Annotated in this window: 21 protein-coding genes, 2 pseudogenes and 1 riboswitch; of the genes and pseudogenes, 9 read left to right on the top strand and 14 right to left on the bottom strand. The window is 71.3% G+C overall.

The genetic code is table 11. The features are described 5' to 3' along the window. Positions 1–52 precede the first annotated feature (52 nt). Positions 53–1,573, top strand: coding sequence for an FAD-dependent oxidoreductase (locus AB0J21_RS30860; RefSeq protein ID WP_363149459.1), 1,521 nt, complete (start codon positions 53–55; stop codon positions 1,571–1,573). On the opposite strand, the pseudogene AB0J21_RS30855 reads toward AB0J21_RS30860, so the two are convergent. Next, positions 1,568–2,140 (bottom strand): annotated as a pseudogene (locus AB0J21_RS30855) (HEAT repeat domain-containing protein); the annotation flags it as partial. The gene AB0J21_RS30860 and the pseudogene AB0J21_RS30855 sit on opposite strands and share 6 nt — an antisense overlap. A 170-nt stretch (positions 2,141–2,310) precedes the next feature. Here AB0J21_RS30855 and AB0J21_RS30850 point away from each other — a divergent pair. From AB0J21_RS30850 to AB0J21_RS30835, 4 genes and pseudogenes are all read left to right on the top strand, one after another. Then, entirely contained in the window at positions 2,311–2,721 is a 411-nt protein-coding gene (locus AB0J21_RS30850) for a VOC family protein (RefSeq protein WP_363149458.1), read from the top strand. A 106-nt stretch (positions 2,722–2,827) separates the two neighbouring features. Beyond that, a pseudogene (locus AB0J21_RS30845) lies at positions 2,828–3,067 on the top strand (helix-turn-helix domain-containing protein); the annotation flags it as partial. 160 nt (positions 3,068–3,227) lie between these two features. Further along, positions 3,228–3,578 (top strand): hypothetical protein, encoded by a 351-nt coding sequence (locus AB0J21_RS30840; RefSeq protein WP_363149457.1) that lies wholly within the window; start codon positions 3,228–3,230, stop codon positions 3,576–3,578. A 136-nt stretch (positions 3,579–3,714) separates the two neighbouring features. Further along, complete coding sequence (locus tag AB0J21_RS30835) at positions 3,715–4,617, top strand: PhzF family phenazine biosynthesis protein (protein ID WP_363149456.1); 903 nt, start codon at positions 3,715–3,717, stop codon at positions 4,615–4,617. 10 nt (positions 4,618–4,627) lie between these two features. Here AB0J21_RS30835 and AB0J21_RS30830 read toward each other — a convergent pair whose 3' ends face one another. Continuing rightward, positions 4,628–5,428, bottom strand: coding sequence for a CPBP family intramembrane glutamic endopeptidase (locus AB0J21_RS30830; protein WP_363149455.1), 801 nt, complete (start codon positions 5,426–5,428; stop codon positions 4,628–4,630). Positions 5,429–5,683: 255 nt separating this feature from the next. Between AB0J21_RS30830 and AB0J21_RS30825 the strand changes: the two genes are divergently transcribed. Continuing rightward, positions 5,684–7,453, top strand: a complete 1,770-nt coding sequence (locus AB0J21_RS30825; RefSeq protein ID WP_363149454.1) for a substrate-binding and VWA domain-containing protein — start codon at positions 5,684–5,686, stop codon at positions 7,451–7,453. Positions 7,454–7,548: 95 nt separating this feature from the next. On the opposite strand, the gene AB0J21_RS30820 is transcribed toward AB0J21_RS30825, so the two are convergent. Beyond that, on the bottom strand, positions 7,549–9,063 hold the full coding sequence (locus AB0J21_RS30820; protein WP_363149453.1) for a glutamate--cysteine ligase: 1,515 nt from the start codon (positions 9,061–9,063) through the stop codon (positions 7,549–7,551). Positions 9,064–9,577: 514 nt separating this feature from the next. On the opposite strand from AB0J21_RS30820, the gene AB0J21_RS30815 reads away from it, so the two are divergent. Together AB0J21_RS30815 and AB0J21_RS30810 are read left to right on the top strand one after the other, a co-directional pair. Next, the gene (locus AB0J21_RS30815; protein WP_363149452.1) at positions 9,578–10,177 is read left to right on the top strand and encodes a hypothetical protein; all 600 of its coding nucleotides are present in this window, start codon (positions 9,578–9,580) and stop codon (positions 10,175–10,177) included. Positions 10,178–10,549: 372 nt separating this feature from the next. Beyond that, positions 10,550–10,750 carry a DUF5999 family protein gene (locus AB0J21_RS30810; protein WP_363149529.1) on the top strand — a complete coding sequence of 67 codons (201 nt, stop codon included), beginning with the start codon at positions 10,550–10,552 and terminating at the stop codon, positions 10,748–10,750. 90 nt (positions 10,751–10,840) lie between these two features. Here the strand turns inward: AB0J21_RS30810 and gcvP are convergent, their stop codons facing one another. Continuing rightward, on the bottom strand, positions 10,841–13,726 hold the full coding sequence (gene gcvP, locus AB0J21_RS30805) for an aminomethyl-transferring glycine dehydrogenase (protein ID WP_363149451.1): 2,886 nt from the start codon (positions 13,724–13,726) through the stop codon (positions 10,841–10,843). A gap of 202 nt (positions 13,727–13,928) precedes the next feature. Further along, positions 13,929–14,028, bottom strand: a riboswitch (glycine riboswitch). A gap of 224 nt (positions 14,029–14,252) precedes the next feature. Between gcvP and AB0J21_RS30800 the strand changes: the two genes are divergently transcribed. Further along, entirely contained in the window at positions 14,253–14,633 is a 381-nt protein-coding gene (locus AB0J21_RS30800) for a PRC-barrel domain-containing protein (protein WP_363149450.1), read from the top strand. 13 nt (positions 14,634–14,646) lie between these two features. On the opposite strand, the gene AB0J21_RS30795 is transcribed toward AB0J21_RS30800, so the two are convergent. The 10 genes from AB0J21_RS30795 to AB0J21_RS30750 form a co-directional block, all read right to left on the bottom strand. Then, positions 14,647–15,990: a DNA polymerase IV gene (locus tag AB0J21_RS30795; protein ID WP_363149449.1), complete on the bottom strand. Its 1,344-nt coding sequence runs from the start codon at positions 15,988–15,990 to the stop codon at positions 14,647–14,649. 87 nt (positions 15,991–16,077) lie between these two features. Beyond that, positions 16,078–16,713 (bottom strand): MerR family transcriptional regulator, encoded by a 636-nt coding sequence (locus AB0J21_RS30790; protein ID WP_363149448.1) that lies wholly within the window; start codon positions 16,711–16,713, stop codon positions 16,078–16,080. A 297-nt stretch (positions 16,714–17,010) separates the two neighbouring features. Beyond that, the gene (locus tag AB0J21_RS30785) at positions 17,011–17,484 is read right to left on the bottom strand and encodes a bifunctional nuclease family protein (RefSeq protein WP_363149447.1); all 474 of its coding nucleotides are present in this window, start codon (positions 17,482–17,484) and stop codon (positions 17,011–17,013) included. 53 nt (positions 17,485–17,537) lie between these two features. Next, a complete protein-coding gene (locus AB0J21_RS30780; protein ID WP_363149528.1) occupies positions 17,538–18,203 on the bottom strand; it encodes a MerR family transcriptional regulator in 666 nt (221 codons plus the stop codon). A gap of 74 nt (positions 18,204–18,277) precedes the next feature. Next, positions 18,278–19,135 (bottom strand): FHA domain-containing protein, encoded by an 858-nt coding sequence (locus tag AB0J21_RS30775; RefSeq protein WP_363149527.1) that lies wholly within the window; start codon positions 19,133–19,135, stop codon positions 18,278–18,280. Positions 19,136–19,283: 148 nt separating this feature from the next. Further along, positions 19,284–20,090: a DUF881 domain-containing protein gene (locus AB0J21_RS30770; protein ID WP_363149446.1), complete on the bottom strand. Its 807-nt coding sequence runs from the start codon at positions 20,088–20,090 to the stop codon at positions 19,284–19,286. Positions 20,091–20,097: 7 nt separating this feature from the next. Beyond that, on the bottom strand, positions 20,098–20,430 hold the full coding sequence (locus tag AB0J21_RS30765; RefSeq protein WP_100597644.1) for a small basic family protein: 333 nt from the start codon (positions 20,428–20,430) through the stop codon (positions 20,098–20,100). Continuing rightward, positions 20,427–21,332, bottom strand: coding sequence for a DUF881 domain-containing protein (locus tag AB0J21_RS30760; protein WP_363149445.1), 906 nt, complete (start codon positions 21,330–21,332; stop codon positions 20,427–20,429). Before AB0J21_RS30760 ends, AB0J21_RS30765 begins: the two co-directional genes overlap by 4 nt. A 112-nt stretch (positions 21,333–21,444) precedes the next feature. Next, a complete protein-coding gene (locus AB0J21_RS30755; RefSeq protein WP_363149444.1) occupies positions 21,445–23,940 on the bottom strand; it encodes a mannose-1-phosphate guanyltransferase in 2,496 nt (831 codons plus the stop codon). Positions 23,941–24,009: 69 nt separating this feature from the next. Further along, the gene (locus tag AB0J21_RS30750) at positions 24,010–24,618 is read right to left on the bottom strand and encodes a CDP-alcohol phosphatidyltransferase family protein (protein ID WP_363149443.1); all 609 of its coding nucleotides are present in this window, start codon (positions 24,616–24,618) and stop codon (positions 24,010–24,012) included. Between the last annotated feature and the right edge of the window lie 238 nt (positions 24,619–24,856).

Raw genomic sequence — 24,856 nt, 5'->3', positions numbered from 1 at the left:
CGCGTCATCCGGCCGGGGCCGCCCACGTACTGGTTTCAGAAGGGAAACTCCCATGCACGACGTCATCATCGCGGGCGCCGGCCCGGTCGGCCTGTTCCTGGCGGGCGAGCTGGCCCGGTCCGGCTGTTCCGTCCTCGTACTGGAGCGGGACCAGGACCCCTGTCCGCCCTGGAAGGCCCTTCCGCTCGGGTTGCGGGGACTGAACGCGGGAACGGTCGAGACGTTCTACCGCCGCGGGCTGCTGGAGGCGATGGCTAAGGCCTCCGGTGCCGACGCGGAGAAGGCCGGCGCGGACCCCGAGGCGATCGAGGCGCCCGCCCCGCGTGAGCTGAGCCATTTCGCGGGCATGATGCTCGACGCGGCCGACGTCGACACGGAAGCGCTCCCGTTCCGACTGCCCAGTCCGGCGATGGAAGGCTTCATGACGAGCCTGGAAGCGGTCACGACGGTGTTGGCCGAGCAGGCTTCCGCACTCGGCGTGGAGATCGTCCGAGGCGCTCCTGTCACGGCCGTGAGTCAGGACGAGGAAGACGTCGTCACCACGGCGGGCGGGCAGCAGTACCAAGCGCGTCGGCTCGTCGGGTGCGACGGCGGACGCAGCGCGGTGCGCGCCCTCGCGGGCTTCGAATTCGTCGGCACCGAGCCGTTGTTCACGGGCTACGTCGCCCAGGTCACCTTCGCCGACCCCGAGCAGTTGCCTCTAGGGTTCCATCTGACGCCGCACGGCATGTACCTGCGCACGCCCTTCGAAGGGCACCTGGGCATGATGGACTTCGACGGCGGCACCTTCGACCGCTCCCAGCCGCTGACCCGCGACCACCTCCAGACAGTGCTGGCCCGCGTCGCCGGCACCGCCGTGAAGCTGGAGGAGGTCCATCTCGCCTCCAGCTTCACCGACCGCGCCCTGCAAGTGACGGACTACCGCAAGGGCCACGTGCTGCTCGCCGGAGACGCCGCGCACATCCACTCGCCGCTGGGCGGCCAGGGGCTCAACCTCGGCATCGGTGACGCCGTGAACCTCGGCTGGAAGCTCGCCGCCACCCTGCGCGGACACGCACCCGAGGGCCTGATCGACAGCTACACCACCGAGCGCCACCCCGTCGGCGCCGCGGTGCTCGACTGGTCCCGGGCCCAGGTGGCGACCATGAAGCCGGGTCCCAACGCCCCCGCGCTGCGCCGGCTGGTCCACGACCTGATGAGCACCCCGGACGGAACGACCCACGTGTACCGCAGGACTTCGGGCCTGTTCCACGACTACGACCTGGGCGGTGGGCACCCGCTCGTCGGGCGCAGCGCCCCGGACTTCCGCTTTGACGACGGCACCCGACTCGGCGAGCTGCTGCACAAGGGCCAGGGCCTCGCGCTCGACTTCACCGCCGACGGCGCGATGCGAGGGGCGGCCCGGGGGTGGGAGGGCCGGCTCCAGTACGCGGCCGGTCCAGTGCGCGACGACCTCGGGCTGGCGGCCGTACTGGTCCGGCCAGACGGCGTCGTGGCCTGGGCGAGCGACACCCCCGATCACGACGCTTTCGAACAGTCCGCCGCCCGATGGTTCGCCACGCCGGAGAGCTAGCGCGTGCTGACGCACGCGGGGGTCGGGATCATCCGTCATCGCGGCGCGAAGGGCCGGCGTGCTCACCTCACCCAGCGCGATCAACGCCCGGCTGAGGCTCAAGCGCGTGTCCCGCCCACCGCGCCCCAGCTGTGTCGCCAGTGCCTCGGCCAGTGCGGGCTTCTCCTCCTGCGGCACGAGGACGACCGCTGCCCGCCAGGCGCTCCGCGCCACCTCGGCGTCGGCGTCGGCCAGCAGCTCCGGGGTGATCGCCGGCCAGGCCCGCCGGTCCCCGATCTTCGACAGGGTGTGCAGGGCCTGGCCTCGTGCCTGCGTACGTGCCGAGGGGAGTGCGTCGAGGAGCTTGGGGACCGTGGCCGACGCGCGGTGGCGGGTGAGTGCCCACGTGAGCGTCTCGCGTACGGAGAACTCGGGCTCGACCGCGCATCGTTCGACGAGCTTGTCGATCAGCCGCGGATGCGGGGACGTGCCGGCTGCCAGCGCCGCCCGCAGCCGGACCGACGCGTTTGTGTGCTCCAGCGCCCGGAGAACGCTCGTCGTGGTCGTGTCCTCCTCCGGCACGGTCATCGGTACCACCTCCTCGACGCAGTGAAGCCCTTGTCACTGTGCCAAGGTCAAGCGGCGCCGCGCCGGGCAGGCGGACGTCTTCCGCCGGCCGGGTCCGCTCGGCGCACGAGCGGCCGGATCGGTCAGGATTCGAGAAGCGCGCGTACCGGGGGCGTGCCAGTCTCCTCTGCATGGACATCACCATTCACACCAGCTCCCTCCCGCACGACGACCCGGAGGCCTCCCTCGCCTTCTACCGCGACGCCCTCGGTTTCGAGGTCCGCAGCGACGTGGGGCAGGGCAAAATGCGCTGGATCACGGTCGGCCCCGTCGATCAGCCGAGTACGTGCATCCTGCTGGCCCCGCCGGCCACCGATCCCGGCATCACCGACACCGAGCGCCGCACCATCGCCGAGATGATGGCCAAGGGCACCTACGGCTGGATTCTGCTGGCCACCCGCGACCTCGACGGCACGTTCGAGAAGGTGCGGGCCGCCGATGCCGAGGTCGTCCAGGAACCGACCGAGCAGCCGTACGGCATCCGCGACTGCGCCTTCCGCGACCCCGCGGGCAACCTGATCCGCATCCAGGAACTCTCCTGAGCGGACCACCGGCCCGCGCCACCAATCCCGGCCGGCCGGCGACACCGAGCAGGCCCGGCCTGCCCTCCGGGAGCGGCGCACCGCCGTCAGTGGAAGGAGTCCTCCCATGTGTCACCCCTCGTGGGCGCGCGCACGCACCGCGGCGCACCTGACCGGCCTCGTACGACTGCGCCGCGTCCGCGACCGGATCGACCGCGAGTACGCGCGACCGCTGGACGTCGAGGCGCTGGCCCGCGCCGTCCCCATGGCGGCGGGACACCTCAGCCGCCAGTTCCGGAGCGCCTACGGCATGTCGCCGTACACCTACCTGACGGCACGCCGCGCCGAACGCGCGAGGGCGCTGCTGCTGCTCGGCGCGGGCGGCGCCGGAACCTGACGTACGACGGGTGAGCGACACCGGTGGGGAGGCGACCTGACGAGCGCGCGGCAAACCGGGCCCCCGGGCGCCGCCGCTCGCCCGTCGCCCCCTCGGGAACCCCGTGCCGTCGCCGGGCGTCCCTCCACCCATGAACTCCGTACTCGTACTCGGTATAGACCCGCACGCGGTTCCCGGCCTGGACGGGGACGCCCTGCGCGCTCTCCTCGACGCGGAACTGGCTCGCTTCGCGGACCAGGACATCGACGCGTCCATGACGCTGGTGGCGCTGGACGAGACGGCCGCACCCACCCTCGTCACCGCCCTGAGCGAGCGGGTCTGGGACGTCGTGGTCGTCGGCGGGGGCATCCGCAAGCCGGAGGCGCTGCTCCCCTTCTTCGAACAGGTCGTCAACCTGGTGCGGCGGCACGCCCCGGGGGCCGCCCTGGCGTTCAACACGAGCGGCAGCGACAGCGTCGAGGCGGCCCGGCGCTGGTTGTGAGCCGCTGCCGCACACCCCGGCACCAGCGACACACCGACCGCCGGCCGGTACGCGGCCTCCGTCCCCCGCCCCCCCCCGATCACTACGACATCCTGTCTCCGCCGCCGCACCACGACATCCGAGCCCGGAGGAACCCTTGCGTCTGCGTGTCGTCGACTCCTTCACCCGCCGTCCCTTCACCGGCAACCCGGCCGGCGTCGTCCTGCTCCCCTGCGGCGACCCGCGAAGCCCTGCCGCCCCCGGCGATCCGCGGGGCGCCTCCGTGCCCGGGGCCCCGGGCGGCGCGTACGCTTCCGGCTTCCCCGACGACGTCCTCCTGCAGGGGATCGCCACCGAGGTCAACCACGCCGAGACGGCCTTCGCCCACCCACTGCCCGCCGGCGGTGACGCCGACTGGGCGCTGCGCTGGTTCACGCCGACCACGGAGGTCGACCTGTGCGGCCACGCGACGCTCGCGACCGCGCACGTGCTCCGGGCGGAGGGACTGCTCCCCGCCGGGGGCGTCCGGTTCGCGACCCGGTCGGGCACGCTGACCGTCCGGGCCCGCCCGCAGGACGAACCCGGCTCGCTGACGATGGACCTGCCGACGGCGAAGCTCACCGAGGACGAGGTGCCGGCCTCGCTGCGCCCCTGCCTGGGTCCCGGCGCCGCGGTCCCCGCGTACGACATGGGCGCGGCCGGTGACGCGCTGCTGGTCGAGTTGCCCGACGAGGCGGCCGTACGGGAGTTCGTGCCCGATCTCGCGGCGATCCGGGCGACCGGTCGCGGGCTCGTGGTGACCGCGCGGGCGGCCGACCCGGAGGGCGAGTACGACGTGGTGTCCCGCTGCTTCTTCCCCGCCTCCGGCATCGACGAGGACCCCGTCACCGGGAGCGCGCACACCGGAGTCGCCCCCTACTGGGCGGACCGGCTCGGCGAGCGGCTGACCGCCCTCCAGGCCTCCCGCCGCACGGGGTTGCTGACACTGGAGCTACGCGGGGACCGCACCCAGGTGACCGGCGGCGCGGTGACCGTCCTGGACGGTGAACTGCTGCTCTGAGCGGGCTGTTTCAGCCCGTCGGCAGCCAGTCCACCTTGCCCGCGAGCAGGGCGAAGCCGACGAAGGCCCCGATGTCGAGGAGGGAGTGGGCGGCCACCAGGGGCCCCACGCGGCCCCAGCGCCGGTAGAGAAGGACGAACAGCAGCCCCATGGCAAGGTTTCCGAGGAACCCGCCGATCCCCTGGTACAGGTGGTAGGAGCCCCGCAGAACGGAGCTGGCGATCAGCGCTGCGGTGGGGGTCCAGCCCAACTGGCCGAGTCTGCGCAGCAGGTAGCCGACCACGATCACTTCTTCGAGCACCGCGTTCTGCACGGCGGAGAGCACCAGCACCGGGTACTTCCACCACACGCCGGGCAGCGACTCGGGCACCACGGTGAGGTTGAAGCCGAGCCCGCGCGCCGCGAGGTAGAAGGCGATGCCAACGCTTCCGACGACGGCCGCGACGAGCGCCCCGCGCCCCAGATCCGGCCACGGCCGCTTCAGGTCGAGACCGAGGCTGCGGGGCCCCGCCTTCTCCCGCATCAGCAGGTGCAGGACGAGTGCGACAGGTACCAGAGCGGTCGCGATCCCGAAGAGCTGCCACGCCAGATCAAGCCAGGGCCGCCCCGGTGCGGCCGAGGAGTTCAGGGTGGCCGCCTGATCCTTGAGACCGCCGGGCCGGGTGACCGAACCGACGAAGCTGATCAGCGCGGACACTCCACTGGCACCGAGCGACAACGCGAGGACGAGCAGAGTCTCGTTCCGGAAAATTCTTCGTGTGAGCCCTTCGGTGGGAAAAGTTCCGGCCACGGGGCCCGCCTCCGCCTGCACTGCTGCCTCCAGTTGACTGTTCCGGCCTCATCATCGTCCCCGCCCGGCTAGGGTGCCCGTCGGGACCCCGGTCCCGACGGGGGTTTCGACATCCGAACGGGTGCGGCAGGACGGCACCCTGGCCGGTTTCGGCTCCCCCGCCGCACGCGACAGGCCGGGGGGACGGCCGCCGTCGAGACGGCACCGCACCCCCGCTTCCTTGGCTCCACGCAGCTTCACGGCTCCACCGTTCGAAGGAAGAAGGGCACCACCGGCATGGGACGTCACAGTCTGACCGACGAGGAGACCGGCGCACGCACCGGACCACCCCGCGCCCGCGGCAGACGCACCGTGGTGATCGCCACGACGCTCGTGGTCGCCGTCCTCGCGGGTGCGGCACTCGCGGTGCGCGGTGGGCTGATCCCGCTCGGTGACAGCTGCGCGAAGGACGCGGTCGACCTCAAGGTGGCCGCCTCCCCCGACATCGCCCCCGCGCTGCGGGAGGCCGCCGACTACGCCCGGGACCACGCCATCACCTCCGACGGCAACTGTCTGGACGTCGAGATCAGCGCCCGGGACTCGTCGAAGGTCACCGCTTCCCTGCGCGAGGGACGCCGCCCCGACTTCCAGGCGTGGGTGCCGGACTCCGGCATCTGGGTCGATCAGCAGAGCGACGCACCGGCGGGCGTCCGTGCCTCGGCGACCGGCGCGATCGCCTCCACCCCGGTCGCCCTGGGGATGACGAAGAAGGCCGCGGCCTCCCTGGGCTGGCCGAAGAAGACGTACACGTGGGCGCAGCTGGCCGCGGCCGGTCTCTCGGGGGACCGCCCGCGTCTGGGCAGCGCCGACCCGGCGCGCAGCGCCGCCGGGCTCCTCGCCCTCACCAAGGTCACGCAGTCGGCGGCCGGTTCGGGGGCGCAGGGCAGCGCGCAGGTCGCGGCGGCGGCGAAGATCCTCGCCCACCGCACCGTCGACAGCGACAGCCAGGTCCTGGACACCCTCGCGCGAAACGACTCGCGGGCGGAGGGCGGCAACCCGGAGCGCAACGACGCGCTCGTACTGACCGAACAGGCGGCGTACGCCTACAACTCGGAGGGCGGTTCGACGCTGGACCTGTTCTATCCGAAGGACGGCTCCCCGGCGCTGGACTACCCGTACACGATCGTCGACAGCACCAAGCTCTCCACGAAGCACAGCAGGGCGGCGGTGCGCTTCATGACCCTGATGGGTGAGGAGGCGGGCCGCGAGATCCTGCGCAAACACGGTTTCCGGCCGCAGGACGGGGGCGTGGACCGGCCGGTCGCACAGGCCGCGGGTGCGCGCGGCCCCCAGCCCTACACGTCCCCGCCGGACGAGGCCCCTTCGGTGAAGGCGCTCCAGGAGACGCGGGGCCTGTGGACGATCACGGTGCAGAGCGCCCGGCTGACCGTCGTCGTCGACGCCTCCGCCTCCATGGCCGAGCCGGTACCGGACACGGGCCGGACCCGGATGGAGGTCACCAAGTCCTCGTTGTTGCAGGCCCTCGCGCAGTTCACGCCCCAGGACGACATCGGCCTGTGGGAGTTCGCCACCCGTCTGGAGGGGGACCGGGACTACGAGGAGCTGGTGCCCACCGACCGGCTCGGCTCGCGCAAGGACGGGGGGAAGACGCAGCGGGACAGGCTGACCGCGGCGTTCGGCGCCCTGCAGCCGGTTCCCGGCGGCGCGACCGGGCTGTACGACACGACGCTCGCCGCGTACGAGAAGGCGCGCGCGAACTGGGACAAGGACAAGTTCAACGCCGTCGTCCTGCTGACCGACGGCGCCAACGAGGACCCCGGCAGCATCTCCCGCAAGAAGCTGATCGCGAAGCTGACGTCGCTGGCCGATCCCGCGCATCCGCTGCCGATGGTGGCGATAGCCGTCGGCCCGGACGCCGATCTGGAGGAGGTGTCGGCGCTCGCCCGGGCGACGGGCGGTTCGGGCCATCAGGTCGACGACCCCGCCCAGATCAACGAGGTCATCAACAACGCGATCGTGGAGGCCGGGAACCAGCAGAACGGCTGAGGCGCCGGGGCGGCCCGGGCGACCGGCCGGGGGCCGGGGCGGCCCGGCCTCCCCGGGCGTCCCGGAAGGCGGGGCCCGCCCCCTGCCCCAGGGGTTCAGCCGACGCTCTCCAGCAGCCCGACGGGCCAGCTGTGGACCGGTTCGCCCGCGTGCATCAGCTCCGCGTACCTGCGGGTGGTGGCGGCGAGCGCGCTCTCCCGGTCCATTCCGCTCTCCAGCGCCCGGTGATAGGTGGCCGACTGCCAGGAGGCCCCGTTGACCCGTCGCCGGCAGCGCTCCTCGATCACCCCCAGGTAGCGGTCCCGGTCGGCGGGGTCCACGCCCCACGCGTCGAGCCCCTCGGCGGCCAGCGGGAGCAGTTCCTCGCGTACGAGGGTCACGGCGGGCTGCTCGACCAGCGCGGGGCCGGTCCTGCCGCGGCGCGGCCAGCGCAGCCGGGCCTCGATGCCCTGCCGGCAGGCGGCGTCGAAGTTCTCGGCGGCCACCTCGAACGGCATGCGGCTCCACACGGGGCGGCTCTGCTCCGCGAGGGCGCGCACCAGCCCGTAGTAGAAGGCCGTGTTGGCGATGACGTCGGTGACCGTCGGGCCGGCCGGCAGGACGCGGTTCTCGACGCGCAGGTGCGGCACCCCGTCGGCCACCGAGTAGACGGGGCGGTTCCAGCGGTACACGGTCCCGTTGTGCAGGGTGAGTTCGGCGAGCCGCGGGACCCCTCCGGCCGCCAGCACCCGGTCCGGGTCCTCGTCCTCGCAGATCGGCAGGAGCGCGGGGAAGTACCGCAGGTTCTCCTCGAACAGGTCGAGCGGGCCGCTCACCCACCGCTCCCCGAACCAGGTGCGCGGACGCACCCCTTGGGCGACGAGTTCGGGCGGCCGGGTGTCGGTGGCCTGCTGGAACAGCGGCGGACGCGACTCGGGCCACAGCTCGTGGCCGAACACGAAGGGCGCGTTGGCGCCCACCGCGATCTGCGCGGCGGTGACGGCCTGCGCCGCGTTCCACACGTCGGCGAACCGGTCCGGCGTCACTTGCAGGTGCAACTGGACCGAGGTGCACGCCGCTTCGGGCATGATCGAGGCCGTCGTGCAGCTGAGCCTCTCGACCCCCTCGATGTCGAGACGGAAGTCCTCTCCCCTGGCCGCCAGGATCTGGTCGTTGAGCAGGGTGTACCGGTCCACGTCGGAGAGGTTCGACTCGACGAGGTCGGCGCGGCTGAGCGTCGGCAGGATGCCGATCATGAGGACGTCGGCGTCCACCTCCCCGGCCTGCCGGTGCGCGTAGGCGAGACCCGTGCGCAGCTCCTCGGCGAGCTGTTCGAGCACCCGGCCGCCCAGCCGGTGCGGGGCGATATTGACTTCCAGGTTGAACATTCCGAGTTCGGTCTGGAAATCCCGGCTGGCGATCCGTTCGAGGACCTGGCCATTCACCATGCGGGGCAGCCCGTCCGATCCGGCGAGATTCAGCTCGATCTCCAGACCCATCAAGTTCTTCGGCCGGTCGAAGCGCCGTTCCTCCAGAAGCCGCTCCAGACCGTCCAGACACTGCCGCAACTTTCTGCGGTAGCGCTGCCGATCGGACAGGTCGAAAACGCCCGCCACGACCTTTTCCCCCATCGAAGTGTCCCTCCTCGGATGGGCGACCGGGCACCCCGGCCACAACGTCCACGGTGGATGATGCCCCGGCGATGAGATCGATAACGCCCCGCGAGCGGCCCTTGCGGGATACCCTCTGCGCTGTACCCGGTCGGCACATTCCCGCGGCATGGAGCGGTGCCGGAACGGGGCTGAAATGTGGTGGCCATTCCGTTCTCCGGTCCTGGTGATAAACGCCGACGACAACCGGCCGTCCACCGGGTGATCAAATCCCGAGGTCACCGGCGGGTACCCGGAGAAATCAATGGTGAAACGCCTGCGTGTTCGACCGAATAGTGACTTGCCCGCAATAGTGGGGACAGCTAGCCGAAACACGGAACGAACACGCATCGTATAAACTCTGCGCACGAGGTGGAGAGTTGGCGCCCCGCGCGGCCCGAGGGCCGAGGCAACCGCCCCTCCGGCCCCGCGAGCTGACAGCGCCGTCCGCACCCGCTCCGCTCCGCCAGCCTGTCGTACGAGAGAGGCGCCCACCATGCCGCTGCATCTTCCGCCCGCCCCCGCGCCCGCGTTGCGCAGTGTCCACACCGCCCTGGGTTCACCCACGGCCGTCCACGAGGCCCGTACCCCCGCCCTGCGCACCGCCCAGGGCCCGCTCGCCCCGGAACGACCGCTGCCGGTACACGTGCTGGAGAGGGGGACCGCGCACGCTCCGGCCGGGACCCGGCTGACGTCGTGGCGTTTCCTCATTCGCAGCGGCGATCGCTCCCTCGCGGCCGCCGAGACCCGGCTGACGGCGGACGGCTGGGCCTTCTCCCACTTCTTCGAGGGCCCCTACGTCACCGCGACGGAACGGGCGTTGCGCGAGGCGGAGCTGCTCAGCACCCCCTACCAGGCGCGGCTGCTGTCCGTACCGGAGCTGTACATGCTGACCCTGTGGCTGCACGCGGATCTCACGGACGACGGCGCGGCGGGCGCGCTGGACCCGCAGGACCTGCTGGTGCCGCTGGCCCCGGCGCCGCCCGGCTTCGCCGCCTATCTCCCGCACCGCGTATCGGAGTTCCTCCCGGTCCTGACCCACCGGCTCAGCCCGCCGCCGACGCCGGCGGCGGGTCTGCTCGACCCGATCGCCTGAACCGAGGACCGGCCCCCGGGCCGATCGCGTGGGGCTTGACGACAACAGCGGTGCGCCGGGGCGCGGTTGATCTCCCGGCGCACCGCTTCCCCGTCCGCGTTCTCGTACGTGTGCGCGCTTTTCTCCCCGTCCGGGCTAGCCCGGACGGGCCAGGGAAAACCCTCCGAAGGGGCAGGGGGCGGGAGTGAACCGCCCGCACGGGTGACGCGTCCTGAACCAGTGGGGACCGCTGCCGGGAAATCCCTGCGGAAGCGGTGCCGCAGGGCAACACTGAGACCGGACCTACGGATACGGGGGATGACGAGGAATGCCGTCATGACCGTCGAGGGACACCGCGCGCACGAGACCACCACTCAGCGAAAGAACCCAGCCATGTGCCAGCACCAGCCTTCCTGCCCCAGCGCCGACGCCGCCGACCGGGACGCCGCCCAGCGCGTCGCCCACCACCCGGAGCAGGGCTGGAGCCTTCTGTGCAACGGGGTGGTGCTCTTCGAGGACACCGGGGAACTGCTGCCCGACGGGCAGATCATCGCCCCGGCCCGCGCGGCGGACCGCATGACCGCCGCGGCCTGAGCCCGGGGGCACCCCGTACACAAGGGGGCCGGTACGGAGTGCGACTCCGTACCGGCCCCTGGCGCGCTCCCGCTTCCGGCGGGGGTGCGGTCAGTCCTCGTAGGCGTCCAGCGGCGGGCAGGAGCAGACCAGGTTCCGGTCGCCGTACGCCTGGTCGATGCGGCGCACCGGCGGCCAGTACTTCGTGGTCGGCGTGACGGCTCCGGGGAAGACCGCCTCGGCCCGCTCGTACGCGTGGTCCCAGTCACCGGCGAGCGCGTTCGCGGTGTGCGGGGCGCCGCGCAGCGGGTTGTCCTCGGCGGGCCAGACCCCGGCACCGACCTTGTCGATCTCCTGGCGAATGGCGATCATCGCCTCGCAGAAGCGGTCGATCTCGCCCAGGTCCTCGCTCTCGGTCGGCTCGATCATGAGGGTGCCGGCCACCGGGAAGGACATGGTCGGCGCGTGGAAGCCGTAGTCGATCAGACGCTTGGCGATGTCGTCCACGGAGACGCCCGTGGTCTTCGTCAGCTCCCGCAGGTCGATGATGCACTCGTGGGCGACCAGCCCGCCGGGACCGGTGTAGAGCACCGGGTAGTGCGGCTCCAGGCGCTTGGCGATGTAGTTCGCCGAGAGCACCGCGACCTGCGTGGCCCGCTTGAGGCCCTCCCCGCCCATGAGCCGCACGTAGGCCCAGGAGATCGGGAGGATGCCCGCCGAGCCCCAGGGGGCGGCCGACACGGGGCCGACGCCGGTCTCGGGTCCGGCGGCCGGCTGGAGCGGGTGGTTGGGCAGGTACGGGGCGAGGTGCTCGCGCACGCCGATCGGGCCGACGCCGGGGCCGCCGCCGCCGTGCGGGATGCAGAAGGTCTTGTGCAGGTTGAGGTGCGAGACGTCGCCACCGAAGTGGCCGGGCTTGGCGAGGCCCACCAGCGCGTTGAGGTTGGCTCCGTCCACGTAGACCTGGCCGCCCGCCTCGTGCACGCAGGCGCAGATGTCGGCGACGTGCGCCTCGAACACCCCGTGCGTCGAGGGGTAGGTGATCATGAGGACGGCGAGTTCCTCGCGGTGCTTCTCGATCTTGGCGCGCAGGTCCTCGACGTCGATCTCCCCGTCGTCCGAGGTCTTGACCACGACCACCTTCATGCCCGCCATCACGGCGGAGGCGGCGTTGGTGCCGTGGGCCGAGGAGGGGATGAGGCACACCGTGCGCCCGGTGTCGCCGTTGGCGCGGTGGTACCCGCGTACGGCGAGCAGACCGGCGAGTTCGCCCTGGGAGCCGGCGTTGGGCTGGAGCGAGACCTTGTCGTAGCCGGTGACCTCGGCGAGGCGTTCCTCCAGCTCCCGGATCAGGGTGAGGTAGCCCTGGGCCTGGCCGGCCGGGGCGAAGGGATGCAGTCCGCCGAACTCGGGCCAGGTGACCGGCTCCATCTCGGTGGTCGCGTTCAGCTTCATCGTGCAGGAGCCGAGCGGGATCATGCCGCGGTCCAGCGCGTAGTCCTTGTCGGCGAGGGAGCGCAGGTAGCGCAGCATCGCCGTCTCGGAGCGGTGCTCGTGGAAGACGGGGTGGCCGAGGTAGGCGTCGGTACGCAGCAGCGCCTCGGGCAGGGCGTCGGTGCTCTCGGCGTCCAGGGACTCGATGTCGGCCTCGACCCCGAAGGCGGCCCACACGGCGGCGAGGGCGGACCGGTCGGTCGTCTCGTCGCAGGACAGGCTGACGGTGTCGGCGTCGGCGCGGAACAGGTTCACGCCCCGCTCCCTGGCGGTGGCCAGGACCTCGTCGGCGCGGCCCGGCACCCGCACGCTGAGCGTGTCGAAGTACGCGCCGTGCACGACCTCCACCCCGGCGGCGCGCAGACCGGCGGCGAGCAGGCTCGTGTAGCGGTGGGTGCGCTCGGCGATGCCGCGCAGCCCGTCGGGGCCGTGGTAGACCGCGTACATCCCGGCCATCACGGCGAGCAGGACCTGCGCGGTGCAGATGTTGCTGGTGGCCTTCTCGCGGCGGATGTGCTGCTCGCGGGTCTGCAGGGCCAGGCGGTACGCCTTGTGGCCGTCGGCGTCGACCGAGACGCCGACGAGGCGGCCCGGCAGGTTGCGTGCGAACTGCTCGCGGACCGCCATGTATCCGGCGTGCGGACCGCCGAAGCCCATCGGGACGCCGAAGCGCTGGGTGGTGCCGACGGCGATGTCGGCGCCCAGCTCGCCGGGCGAGGTGAGCAGGGTGAGGGCGAGCAGGTCGGCGGCGACGGTGACGACCGCGCCCAGCTCGTGGGCCCGCTCGATGACCGGCCGCAGGTCGCGGACGGCGCCGGACGCGCCGGGGTACTGGAGCAGCACGCCGCACACGCCGCGTTCGGCGACCTCGTCGGGGATGCCCTCACCGAGGTCGGCGACGACGATCTCGACGCCGGTCGGCTCGGCGCGGGTGCGCAGGACCGCGGTGGTCTGCGGGAAGGTGTCGGCGTCGACGAGGTAGACGCCGTTCTTGACCTTGCCGACCCGTCGGGACAGGGCCATCGCCTCGGCGGCGGCCGTGCCCTCGTCGAGCAGGGAGGCGCCGGAAGTGGGCAGTCCGGTGAGGTCGGCGACCATGGTCTGGAAGTTGAGCAGCGCCTCCAGCCGCCCCTGGGAGATCTCGGGCTGGTACGGCGTGTACGCCGTGTACCAGGAGGGGTTCTCCATGACGTTGCGCAGCACGACGGGCGGGGTGAAGGTCCCGTAGTAGCCCAGGCCGATCATGGAGCGCAGGACCTGGTTGCGGTCGGCGAGGGAGCGCAGCTCGGCCAGCACCTCGGGCTCGGTACGGGCGGCCGGGAGGTCGAGGGCCTCGGTCGAGCGGATCACCTCGGGCACGGCGGCCTCGGTCAGCTCGTCGAGCGAGCCGAAGCCGACCTGCGCGAGCATCTTGGCGCGCGCGCCCGCGTCGGGCCCTATGTGGCGCTGCTCGAAGGGCGTGCCCTGTTCGAGTCGCGAGAGTGAGGTGCGGTGGGCGGTCATCTGCGGGGGCCTCCTGGTCGGCGCGACCTGCATCGGATACCGCGAGGCGGGTACCCGGACGGCCTCCCCCTCTGTCATCGCGATCATCGCTACCTGAGAGCTTCACCGGTCCGCCACCCGGAGGGGGCCGACCGGCTTTCACCGTCGGTGAGGAGAGCCTCGGACCTGACCGCCCGAAGCCCGTCCTGCTTTCCAGAGTGACCTCGTCCGCGCGGTACAGGGGCCTGAGAGATTCCGGGGAGGATTTGCTCCTTCGGCGTCCCCGGTCCGCAGTGACCGGGGCACTCTCCCGCACGGGGTCAGCAGCCGTGGCCAGCGTACCAGCGGGCACAGCCCGGGGTAGGGGCCGAGGTGACGTACCTGCCCCCAGGTCACGGCGGGCGGGACCCCCGAGTGGCCCCGTCGCCCGAAGTGCTCTTTCGTGGTGTCTACGGACGCGCCGTGCCTTCCCGCACGGCCGCCACGCCGCCGCGCCCCGCGATCCGGGGCCCGTCGGCCCTGTTCCGTCCCGAGTACGGGAGGCACCGTGGAGACCGACATCGATCCGCACGTTCTCATCGGCCGCAGGGCCGTGGACAGCGAGGGGACCAGGATCGGCACCGTGGACGAGGTCTACCTCGACGACGCGACCGGCGTCCCCGAGTGGGCCGCCATCCGCACCGGGCTCTTCAGCAGGGACGCCTTCGTCCCCCTGGAGCCGAGCGAGCTGGTCTCCGGGGTGCTGCGCGTGCCCTTCGAACGCTCCCTGATCAAGGACGCCCCCGACTTCGGCGTCGGCCGCCATCTCTCCCCACAGCAGGAACTCCAGCTGTACGAGCACTACGGCCTCGACCTGGCCGCGGAGGAACCCGGGGGCCGGCCGCCCGACCGCGACTTCGGCCGGATCGCGGGCCGCGAGGAGAGCTGAGCGCCCGGCATGCTCACGGCCGCACGAGCGGCAGGGGCTCGGAGGGGCTCAGGTCGGGATCGTCGACGGGGAAGGTCCGTACCCGGCCGGGCGGCGACTGCGGCGTCTCGAAACGGACGGTGACGCGCCCGACGCCGCTGCCCTGCACCCAGCCGGGCCCGTGCACGCGGTGCGTCACGTCGCGCCCCGGCCGCCAGTGCCGCACCGCGGGTTCGGGCGCGGCAGGCTCGGCGCTCGGCGCGGGCTCCTTCTCCCGGGCGGCGACCTCGGCCGCGAGCCGTTCCGTGGCGGCCTGCGCGAACAGGTCCTCCTGCGTGTAGTCGGCGAGGCCCGACACGCCGACGCCGAGGAGCCGCACCCCGCCGGTCGTGTCGACGCCCTCCAGGAGGCGGGCGGCCGCCTCCCGGACGACGGCGGGGTCGTCGGTGGGACCGCGCAGGGTCTCGGAGCGGGTGAGGGTCGAGAAGTCGAAGCGGCGGACCTTGAGGACGACGGTGCGGCCCGAGCGTCCGCTCTCCCGCAGCCGGGACACACAGCGGTCGGCGAGCCGGGCGACCTCCCCACGCACCCGTACCCGGTCGTGGATGTCGACGTCGTAGGTGTCCTCGACCGAGACGGACTTGCCCTCGCGCTCGGCCACGACCGGCCGCTCGTCGAGAGCCAGGGCCATGGCGTACAGCGAGGCGCCGTGCGCCCTGCCCAGCAGACGGACCAGTTCGTCCGAGCCGGCCTCGGCGATCTCACCGACGCTGGTGATCCCGGCCCGCCGCAGGTGGTCCCCGGTGGCCGGGCCGACCCCGGGCAGCGTGCGCACCGACAGAGGCGCGAGGAGGTCCCGCTCCGTTCCCGGCTCGATGAGGACGAGTCCGTCGGGCTTCGCCCGCTCGGAGCCGATCTTGGCGAGCATCTTCGAGGCGGCGAGCCCGACAGAACCGGTCAGTCCGGTGACGCTTTTGATGTCGGAGCGCAGCCGCTCGCCCGCCTCGCGCGCGCTGCGCGCGTCGAAGGCCACCTTCCCCGCCTCCAGGTCGACGAAGGCCTCGTCCAGGCTCAGCGGCTCCACCAGGGGCGAGAGAGCGCCCAGCAGCCGCATGACCTGCTCGCTGATCTCGCGGTAGAGGGTGAAGCGCGGCACGAGATACGCGGCGTGCGGCGCCAGACGCCGCGCCTGGCCCATCGGCATCGCGGAGTGGACCCCGAAGGCCCGCGCCTCGTAGGAGGCCGTGGAGACCACGCCACGCGGCCCCAGGCCCCCGACCACCACCGCCTTGCCGCGCAGGCTCGGCTTCGCCGCCTGTTCCGCCGCGGCGAAGAACGCATCCATGTCCAGATGCATGATGGTGGGCGCGCTTCTCACGTACCCGATCGTCCCTCACGCCACTGACAACGCACCCGGCCCACGCTGGGCCCCGCACGCATCACCCGGACCGCCGGGCCGCGGGGCTCAGACCGCGCGGTTGCGGCGGCGGGCCAGTTCGTCGCCGGGGTTGGCGCGGATCAGCGTCTCCCCCGTGTCGATCCGTTCACCGTGCAACTGGGAGAGCGCCGCCTCGACGTCCCGCCACACGACCCCCACCGCGATACCGAAGACGCCCTGGCCGCCCTGGAGGAGTTCGAGGACCTCGTCGGTGGAGGTGCACTCGTAGACCGTCGCCCCGTCGCTCATGAGCGTCATGCCCTCCAGGTCCCGCGCGTCGCGGTCCCGCAGGTGCTGCACCGTGGTGCGGATGTTCTGGAGCGAGACCCCGGTGTCGAGGAAACGCCGGACGATTTTCAGGACGACCACGTCCTGAAAGCTGTAGAGCCGCTGCGTCCCGGAGCCCTGGGCCGCCCGCACGCTCGGCTCGACCAGACCGGTACGGGCCCAGTAGTCCAGTTGGCGGTATGTGATCCCGGCCGCCGCACAGGCCGTGGGACCCCGGTAGCCGACGCCGGGGGAACCGGTCGCGGGCGTCTCGGGGACCACTCCTGGCCGCGTCGCCGCGGGCCTGGGCGCGCTCCCGCGCAACGGCAGCGGGCCGCTCTCCCCCGGACGTCGCCCGGGAGCGCCCCCCACCCTGCTGTCGCCGCTGCTTCTCACGCCGACCTCCGTCCTCGACCTGCCTCCCGACGGTAGGCAGTCACTCGGGGTGCGTCAACGATCGCCACGCTGGGCACGCCGAGTGATAATCACCCAGAGAGTGGTTTTCCGTGACCTGTGCCGGGGAAAGGCTAGCCGAATGGCACGTTCACAGGGGCCGGATCAAGGACGTGTCCACCTGCCGGACGGGAATCCTCCGGGCCGAACCGGCCGGTGACGGCGCCGGGCACATGAGCGGCACAGCAGACGGCCGCCCCACCGTCCCGTCGAGGCGGGGCGGTGGGGCGGCCGGTCGGCTCACTGACTGTTGGTCCCGAAATCCTCGGGCGAGATCTGGTCGAGGAACTCGCGGAACTTCTCCACCTCGTCCTCCTGCTCGTCGGGAATGGCGATCCCCGCGTCGTCCAGCACACCGTCGCTGCCGTAGATCGGCGTTCCGGTCCGCAGGGCCAGCGCTATGGCGTCCGAGGGACGCGCACTGACCTCGACTCCACTGGCGAACACGAGTTCCGCGTAGAAGACACCTTCCCGGAGGTCGGTGATCCGTACTTCGGTCAGCTCCTGACCCATCGCGTCGAGCACGTCCTTGAAAAGGTCGTGCGTAAGCGGCCTGGCCGGAGACATCCCCTGTTGGGCGAAGGCGATCGCGGTCGCCTCACCCGCTCCGATCCAGATGGGAAGGTACCGGTCGCCTCCCACTTCACGCAGGAGCACGATCGGCTGGTTGGAGGGCATTTCGACCCGGACACCTACGACGTCGAGCTCGTTCACACACCAACCCTAGGACGTGACCCGAGGGTTTGGGTAGTCGGGCCCCGTCCCGGTCACGGCAGCCGCACGCCGAGGGCCAGCTGCACGAGCGCCGAGTGCAGGCCCACGGCGAGTCCGGCGAGTTCCGTGGTCCGCTCCTCCGCCTGGGCCCTGGTCTGCGGGTTGCGGTGCCTGACCAGCGGTGCGACCACTTGTTCGATCAGTCCGGCCTCGCGTTCGGCGGCGGCCTTGGTGGCCCGCAGATGGCGCGGTTCGATGCCGAACCGGCCGAGTTCCGCCACCAGCCGGGCCACGCGGACCGCCTGGGCGTCGTAGTCCCCGCCCGGCAGCGGTACGACGAGCCCGTATGACTCCCATTCGAGGAGGTCCGCTTCCCCCACCTCGGCCGCCGCCAGCAGCTCGGCACGCCCCAGGCGGCGCACCGTGACCTCCTCGGCGGCCGGCGGAGCGCTCTGCCGGCCGACCGCGGGGGCCGGGGGCCGCTCCCCCCGCTCCACGGCGTCCAGGTACTCCCGGATGGCCTTGAGCGGCAGGTAGTGGTCGCGCTGGAGCCGCAGGACGTGGCTCAGCCGCTCCACGTCCCGCGGGGTGAACTTGCGGTAGCCGGAGGCGGTCCGCTGCGGTTCGACGAGCCCCTCGGCCTCAAGGAAGCGGATCTTCGAGATCGTGACCTCGGGGAACTCCTCGCGCAGCGTCGTGAGCACCGTGCCGATGCTCACCGGCCGGCCGCCCGCGGCGGTGTCGAGACCGGCACCGCCCCTGCCTCTGTTCACCTCGGTCCTTCCCTCGCGGGTCAGATGCCCTGCTGGCTCGCGTAGAAGACCAGCCGGTACTTCCCGATCTGCACCTCGTCGCCGTTGGCCAGGGTCACGGAGTCGATGCGCTCACGGTTGACGTAGGTGCCGTTGAGGCTGCCCACGTCCGCGACCGTGAAGGACCCGTCACTCACGCGCCGGAACTCCACGTGACGGCGCGAGACCGTCACGTCGTCCAGGAAGATGTCGCTCTGCGGGTGACGGCCGGCGGTGGTCAGCTCCCCGTCGAGCAGGAACCGGCTGCCCGAGTTGGGGCCGCGGCGCACGATCAGCAGAGCCGATCCGCGCGGCAGGGCGTCCACCGCGGCCTGCGCCTCGGAGGAGAGCGTCGGCAGAGCGGTCTGCCCGGTGGTCTCCGGGTCGTACGCCTCCAGCCCCGAGATGGAGATGGTCGACGTCGTCTCGGAGGCGCGCTCCGGGGTCGCACCGGGCCGCAGGGGCGCGCCGCAGTTGGAGCAGAAGCGGCTGGCCTGCGGGTTCTGGTGACCGCACCTGGTACAGACCAGAAAGGCCATGGACGGGTCCTCCTGCCGCGGCGCTCCCGCGGGAGCGTTCGAGGGGTACGGCCCGGAGGCAAACCCTCCACCCGCACCCGAGGCCGACGGTTCCCCGGCACCTATGCGGCCCGCACCGGCGGGGTCAGCGGACGACGGGCCCGCTCCACCCAGCTGGTCACGGAACAGGGGGCGTTCCGCGCCCTGCTCCCCCGCGTCCTCGGCGCCACGGCCGGCCCGGTGCCGGTTGGCACCGTCCTCGCGTGTGCTCTTGCCGAACAACTTCGCAAAAAACTTCACGGGCGATTCCCCTTGACCGAAACAGACCCGCCCGTGGGGCAGGACGAAGCCTCATTGCACACATTGACCGTCCGGGACATCTTTACAACGTCCACAACCACCGGACAGTTTCCACCACGCGCACCTCTGACGATGCGTCGACCCCCCGCAAGCTCATGCCGTGGCCCACGGCCACGCATGCCCCGGCCCCTCACCGCGAGGACGACCGAGCGTAATCGGGCTCCTTCGCGGGCCGCAAGGCGGCCACGACGATCTTCTCCTCATCGGTCACGACCACTCCGGCCTGCTCCTTCTCCAGAGTCTGCACGATCCCGCCGGGGATGTTCAGCGCCGGTCCGAGGTCCTGCGGCTTGCCGATGACCTTGAACCGGTAGGGCGGTCGCACCGTGGCTCCGTCGACCTGGATGCCCTTGCCGGAGGCGTCGGAGAGATATGTGTCCGCCACCACCCGCACGTCGTTGACCTGGATCGCCTCGGCACCCGCCGCACGCAGTTCCTGGACCGCGTCGAGCAGCATGTCCGCCTCGACCGTCCCCTTGGAATCGCTCACCGTCATCGTGATGCCGGGTCCCTCGGCGGCCACCGTGCCCGCCAGGACGCCCAGCTGCCGCTGTTTCTCCACCGTCTGCTTCCGCGCCTCCTCGGCCTGGTCGGAACTGTTCTCCAGCTCCGTTCGCTGGCCTTCCAGACTCTGCTTCTCGTCTTCTAGACGCTGAGTACGGTCGTCCAGTTCATCGAGGATACGGACAAGATCTTCCTGGCGGGCGCCGCGCAACGCGCTGCTGTCGTTGTGCGAGCGGACCTGGATCGCGAGGCCCAGGCCGAGACCGAACAGGAGCAGGGCGACGATGAGCTGCGCCCGGGTCACGCGTGGCGGCCACAGGCCCTTGACGAGCCGCTGACGGCCCGTCAGGGGCTCTGCGGGCGGCTGCGGCGGCTCGGCGGGGACCGGAGCCGGGGGCGGGGTGCCGTCCTCGGGAGGCGGTGTCTGGCTCACGTGCGCGTCACGCCCGGAAGATGTGCCGCCGGATGGCGGCCGCGTTGGAGAAGATGCGGATGCCGAGCACCACGACGACCCCGGTGGACAGCTGGGCGCCGACGCCGAGTTTGTCGCCGAGGAAGACGATGAGCGCGGCGACCACGACGTTGGAGAGGAAGGAGACGACGAAGACCTTGTCGTCGAAAATCCCGTCGAGCATCGCCCGCAGACCGCCGAACACGGCGTCCAGTGCCGCCACGACGGCGATCGGCAGATACGGCTCGACCACCGCGGGAACCTCGGGCCGGACGAACAGTCCGACCACGACTCCCACGACGAGGCCCAGTACGGCGATCACGATGTGCCCTTCCCTGCTGTCTTCGGCTGTGCGGAACGGACGGTCACACTGGGCGCCGCCGGCAGCCGGACGTCTGCCTGCGCGGAGATCTTCGTACGGATGTCGAAGTTCTCCTTGAGCGTGTGCAGGTACTGGCCGTCCACACTGTTCTGGAACCGCGTGCTCAGCCGTTCTCCGTCGCCCACGGCGAGCACGGTGTACGGCGGCACGAGAGGTTTGTTGTCGACGAGAATCGCGTCGCCGGCCGCGCGGATGGCGGAGAGGGCGGTGAGCCGGCGGCCGTTGATCGCCACCGCCTCGGCGCCGGACTCCCAGAGGCCGTTGACGACGCGTTGCATGTCGCGGTCGCGGACCCGCCCGGTGTCGGAGAACCCGGCGCTCTCCCGGGGCCCGCCTCCGCCGCCCTGGTCCGCCTCCTTGGCGTCGTCCACGACGAGCCGCACTCCCGGGCCGTGCACGGGGACCGCGCCGGACAGGAGGCTGACGAGAGCGGTACCGCTGCCGCCGGAGTTCTTGAGTGCCGCGTCCTGGCGCTTGCTCACGTCCTCACGCAGGGCGTCGACGCGGTCCTCGAGCCGGTCGGCGTTGCCGCTCTCGTCGTTGATCCGGTCGATCAGCTCTTCGCGTTCCTTGGCGACGACCGGGGCGGCGACCCGCGCCTGCGAGGCGCCGATCGTGACGACGAGTGCCGCGAGGACGAGGCCGAGACCGAGTCCGAGCCTGGCCCGCAGGTTACGGGGCAGCCCGGCCTGCGCCCCCTGTTCCTTCTTGCGGGCGGCGGCCTCTGCGTAGCCCTCGTCGAGGCTGTGGTCCATGACGTTGGTCAGCAGCGACATGGAGGCATCGGGGCGCCGGGGCGGCGCGGTGCTCCGGACGGGGGGCTGCTGCGACATGCCGCACATCGTCGCATGTCGCGGCCCGTTCCTCCGAATGGCCCCACCGACGGACCGGGCGGCGGTCCCGTTCGTGTCGAACGGTCCCGTCCGCCCGGCCTGCCGGGTTGTTCACAGGGTGTCAGCGACCGGCGCTGTCCACGATCGCGGCCCACTCGTCGAGCAGCGCCTGCGCGGAGGCGTCGTCGGGGCCTTCGGCCCACAGGTGCGTGACGGCCTCGGCGGGGTCGGGGAGCACCATGACCCAGCGTCCGTCCGTCTCGACGACCCGTACGCCGTCGGTGATGTCCACGGACCGGTCCCCGGCCGCCTCCACGACCCGTCGCATGACGAGTCCCTTGACGGCCCACGGTGTCGCGAGGTCCCGCTTGAGGACGTGGGCGCGCGGGATGCGTGCGTCGATCTGGCTGAGGGTGAGCTGGGTGCGGGCGACGAGGCCCAGCAGCCGGACGAAGGCGGCCGTGCCGTCGAAGACGCTGCTGAACTCGGGGATGATGAAGCCGCCGCGGCCGTCACCGCCGAAGATCGTGCTGTCCTCGCGGCCTACCCGGGTCAGGTCGTCGGGCGAGGTCATCGTCCACTCGACCTGGGTGCCGTGGTACGCGGCGACCTGTTCGGCGATACGGGTCGTGGTGACCGGCAGTCCGACGCGCCCGCTGCGCCGCTCGGCGGCGACGAGGTCGAGGAGTACGAGCAGCGCCCGGTCGTCCTCGATGATCCGGCCCTTCTCGTCCACCAGGGAGAGCCGCTCGCCCACCGGGTCGAAGCGCACGCCGAAGGCGGCCCGTGCCGAGGCGACGATCTCCCCGAGCCGGATCAGTCCGGCCCTTCGGGTGTCGCCGGTCTCCGTGGGCCTGGACTCGTCCAGCCCCGGGTTGATGGTCAGCGAGTCGACGCCGAGCTTGCCGAGGAGGCTCGGCAGGACGAGTCCGGCGCTTCCGTTGGAGGCGTCGACGACGACCTTGAGCCCGGCCTCGGTGATGCCGGTGGTGTCGATGTTGCGCAGCAGTGAGCCGGTGTACGAGTCGAAGACGCTGGAGGGGAAGTGCAGGTCGCCGATCTCCCCGGGGAAGGCCCTGCGGTACTCCTGGCGTGCGTACACGCGGTCGAGCTTGCGCTGACTGGCCTGGGAGAGGTCGGCGCCGTTGCCGTCGAAGAACATGATGTCGACGGAGTCGGGGACTCCCGGCGTCGTACGGATCATGATGCCGCCGGCGCTGCCGCGCGCCGTCTGCTGGCGGGCCACGGGCAGCGGCACGTTCTCCAGGTCGCGTACGTCGATGGCGCTGGCCTGGAGTGCGGAGATCACCGCCCGCTTGAGTGCGCGGGCACCACGCGAGTGGTCACGCGCGGTGGTGACGGTCGACCCCTTCTTGAGGGTCGTGGCGTAGGCGCCCGCGAGGCGCACCGCCAGTTCGGGGGTGATCTCGACGTTGAGGATGCCGGAGACCCCGCGCGCCCCGAAGAGATGAGCCTGTCCGCGGGATTCCCAGATGACGGAGGTGTTGACGAAGGCGCCGGCCTCGATCGTCTTGAAGGGGTAGACGCGCACGTTCCCCTGGACGATCGATTCCTCACCGACGAGGCACTCGTCGCCGATGACGGCGCCGTCCTCGATTCTGGCGGCGCGCATGATGTCGGTGTTCTTGCCGACGACGCAGCCGCGCAGGTTGCTGTGTTCGCCGATGTAGACGTTGTCGTGCAGGACGGCCTTGTGAAGGAAGGCCCCCGTCTTGACGACGACGTTGGAGCCGACGACGGTGTGTTCGCGGATCTCGGCGTCGGCTTCGACCTTGGCGTAGTCCCCGATGTAGAGGGGGCCGCGCAGGACGGCGTCGGGATGGACGTCGGCGCCTTCGGCGACCCAGACGCCCGGGGAGATCTCGAACCCGTCGAGTTCGACGTCGACCTTCCGGTCGAGTACGTCGGCCTGGGCCTTGACGTAGCTCTCGTGGGTGCCGACGTCTTCCCAGTAGCCCTCGGCGATGTAGCCGTAGACGGGCTTGCCTTCCTTCATCAGCTGCGGGAAGACGTCCCCGGACCAGTCGACGGAGACGTCGGCCTCGACGTAGTCGAAGACTTCGGGCTCCATGACGTAGATGCCGGTGTTCACGGTGTCGGAGAAGACCTGGCCCCAGGTCGGCTTCTCCAGGAACCGTTCGACCTTTCCTTCGTCGTCGACGATGGTGATGCCGAATTCCAGCGGATTGGGCACCCGAGTCAGGCAGACGGTGACGAGGGCGCCTTTTTCCTTGTGGAAGTTGATGAGGTCGGTGAGGTCGAAGTCGGTGAGCGCGTCACCGGAGATGACGAGGAAGGCATCGTCCTTCAGCGCTTCCTCGGCGTTCTTGACGCTGCCGGCGGTGCCGAGTGGCTTCTCCTCGTTGGCATAGGTGAGTTCCATGCCGAGTTCTTCGCCGTCACCGAAGTAGTTCTTGACGAGTGAGGCCAGGAACTGGACGGTGACCACGGTCTCGGTCAGCCCGTGCCTTTTGAGCAGCCTCAGCACGTGTTCCATGATGGGCCGGTTGGCCACCGGGAGCAGGGGCTTGGGCATGCTTGAGGTCATGGGGCGAAGCCGGGTACCTTCGCCACCGGCCATCACGACGGCCTTCATGTCGGAAGCGTCCTCCTTGAAAGAGACGACTGAATTACCGACCGGGACCGCACGGAATCAGCTACGGACTCAATCGGCCGCGGTGTCCGCCTTGATGACTCGGCGGACCTGCACCACGTACAAGATTCCTGCCCACCAATAGAGCGTTGTACCCCATCCGGCGAACGCCCATCCGAAAACCGCCGCTGTGGACGCGAGCCAGCCGCTCCCGTCGCTGAGCAGCAGCAACGGGAAGGCGTACATCAAGTTGAAGGTAGCCGCCTTCCCGAGAAAGTTCACCTGGGGAGGCGGGAAGCCGTGCCGTCGCAGGAGGCCGACCATGACGAGAAGGACCAGCTCACGGGCGAGCAGTACGCAGGTGAGCCAGAGCGGAAGAATCTCCCGCCAGGTGAGGCCAACCAGGGTCGACAGAATGTAGAGCCGGTCGGCGGCGGGGTCGAGGAGCCGGCCGAGCCGGCTGATCTGATTCCAGCGTCTGGCGAGTTTTCCGTCCAGGTAGTCGCTGATTCCGCTGAGGGCGAGGACGAGGAGCGCCCATCCGTCGCTGTTGTGCCCGTCGAACTCGGGGCGGAGAATCAGCCAGAGGAAGAGGGGTACCCCGAGGAGCCTCGCGGCGCTGAGGATGTTGGGAATGGTGAGTACCCGGTCCGTCTGGACCGCGGTCTCCTGGACCTCCACCCGGGGGCCTCCTGAGAGAAAATGCCAACGTTGCCCCCTGACTTTACCCTCCGTCGCGGCGGGCTCTCACGGAGGGGCGGCCGCGCAGCCACGGCTCAGCCGACGGTCGTCCGCCTCCCCTGGCCTTTCCGGAACCGCTGGTACCCCCGGAACGCGGAAAAGCCCCGCACCATAAAGGTGCGGGGCTTCCCCAGCAAAAATTGTTCGGCGGCGTCCTACTCTCCCACAGGGTCCCCCC

This window comes from Streptomyces sp. NPDC049954, from assembly GCF_040656295.1.
Lineage (GTDB): Bacteria > Actinomycetota > Actinomycetes > Streptomycetales > Streptomycetaceae > Streptomyces.
The sequence above is the reverse complement of the archived record's forward strand: the minus strand, read 5'-3'. Positions and strand labels throughout refer to the sequence as shown.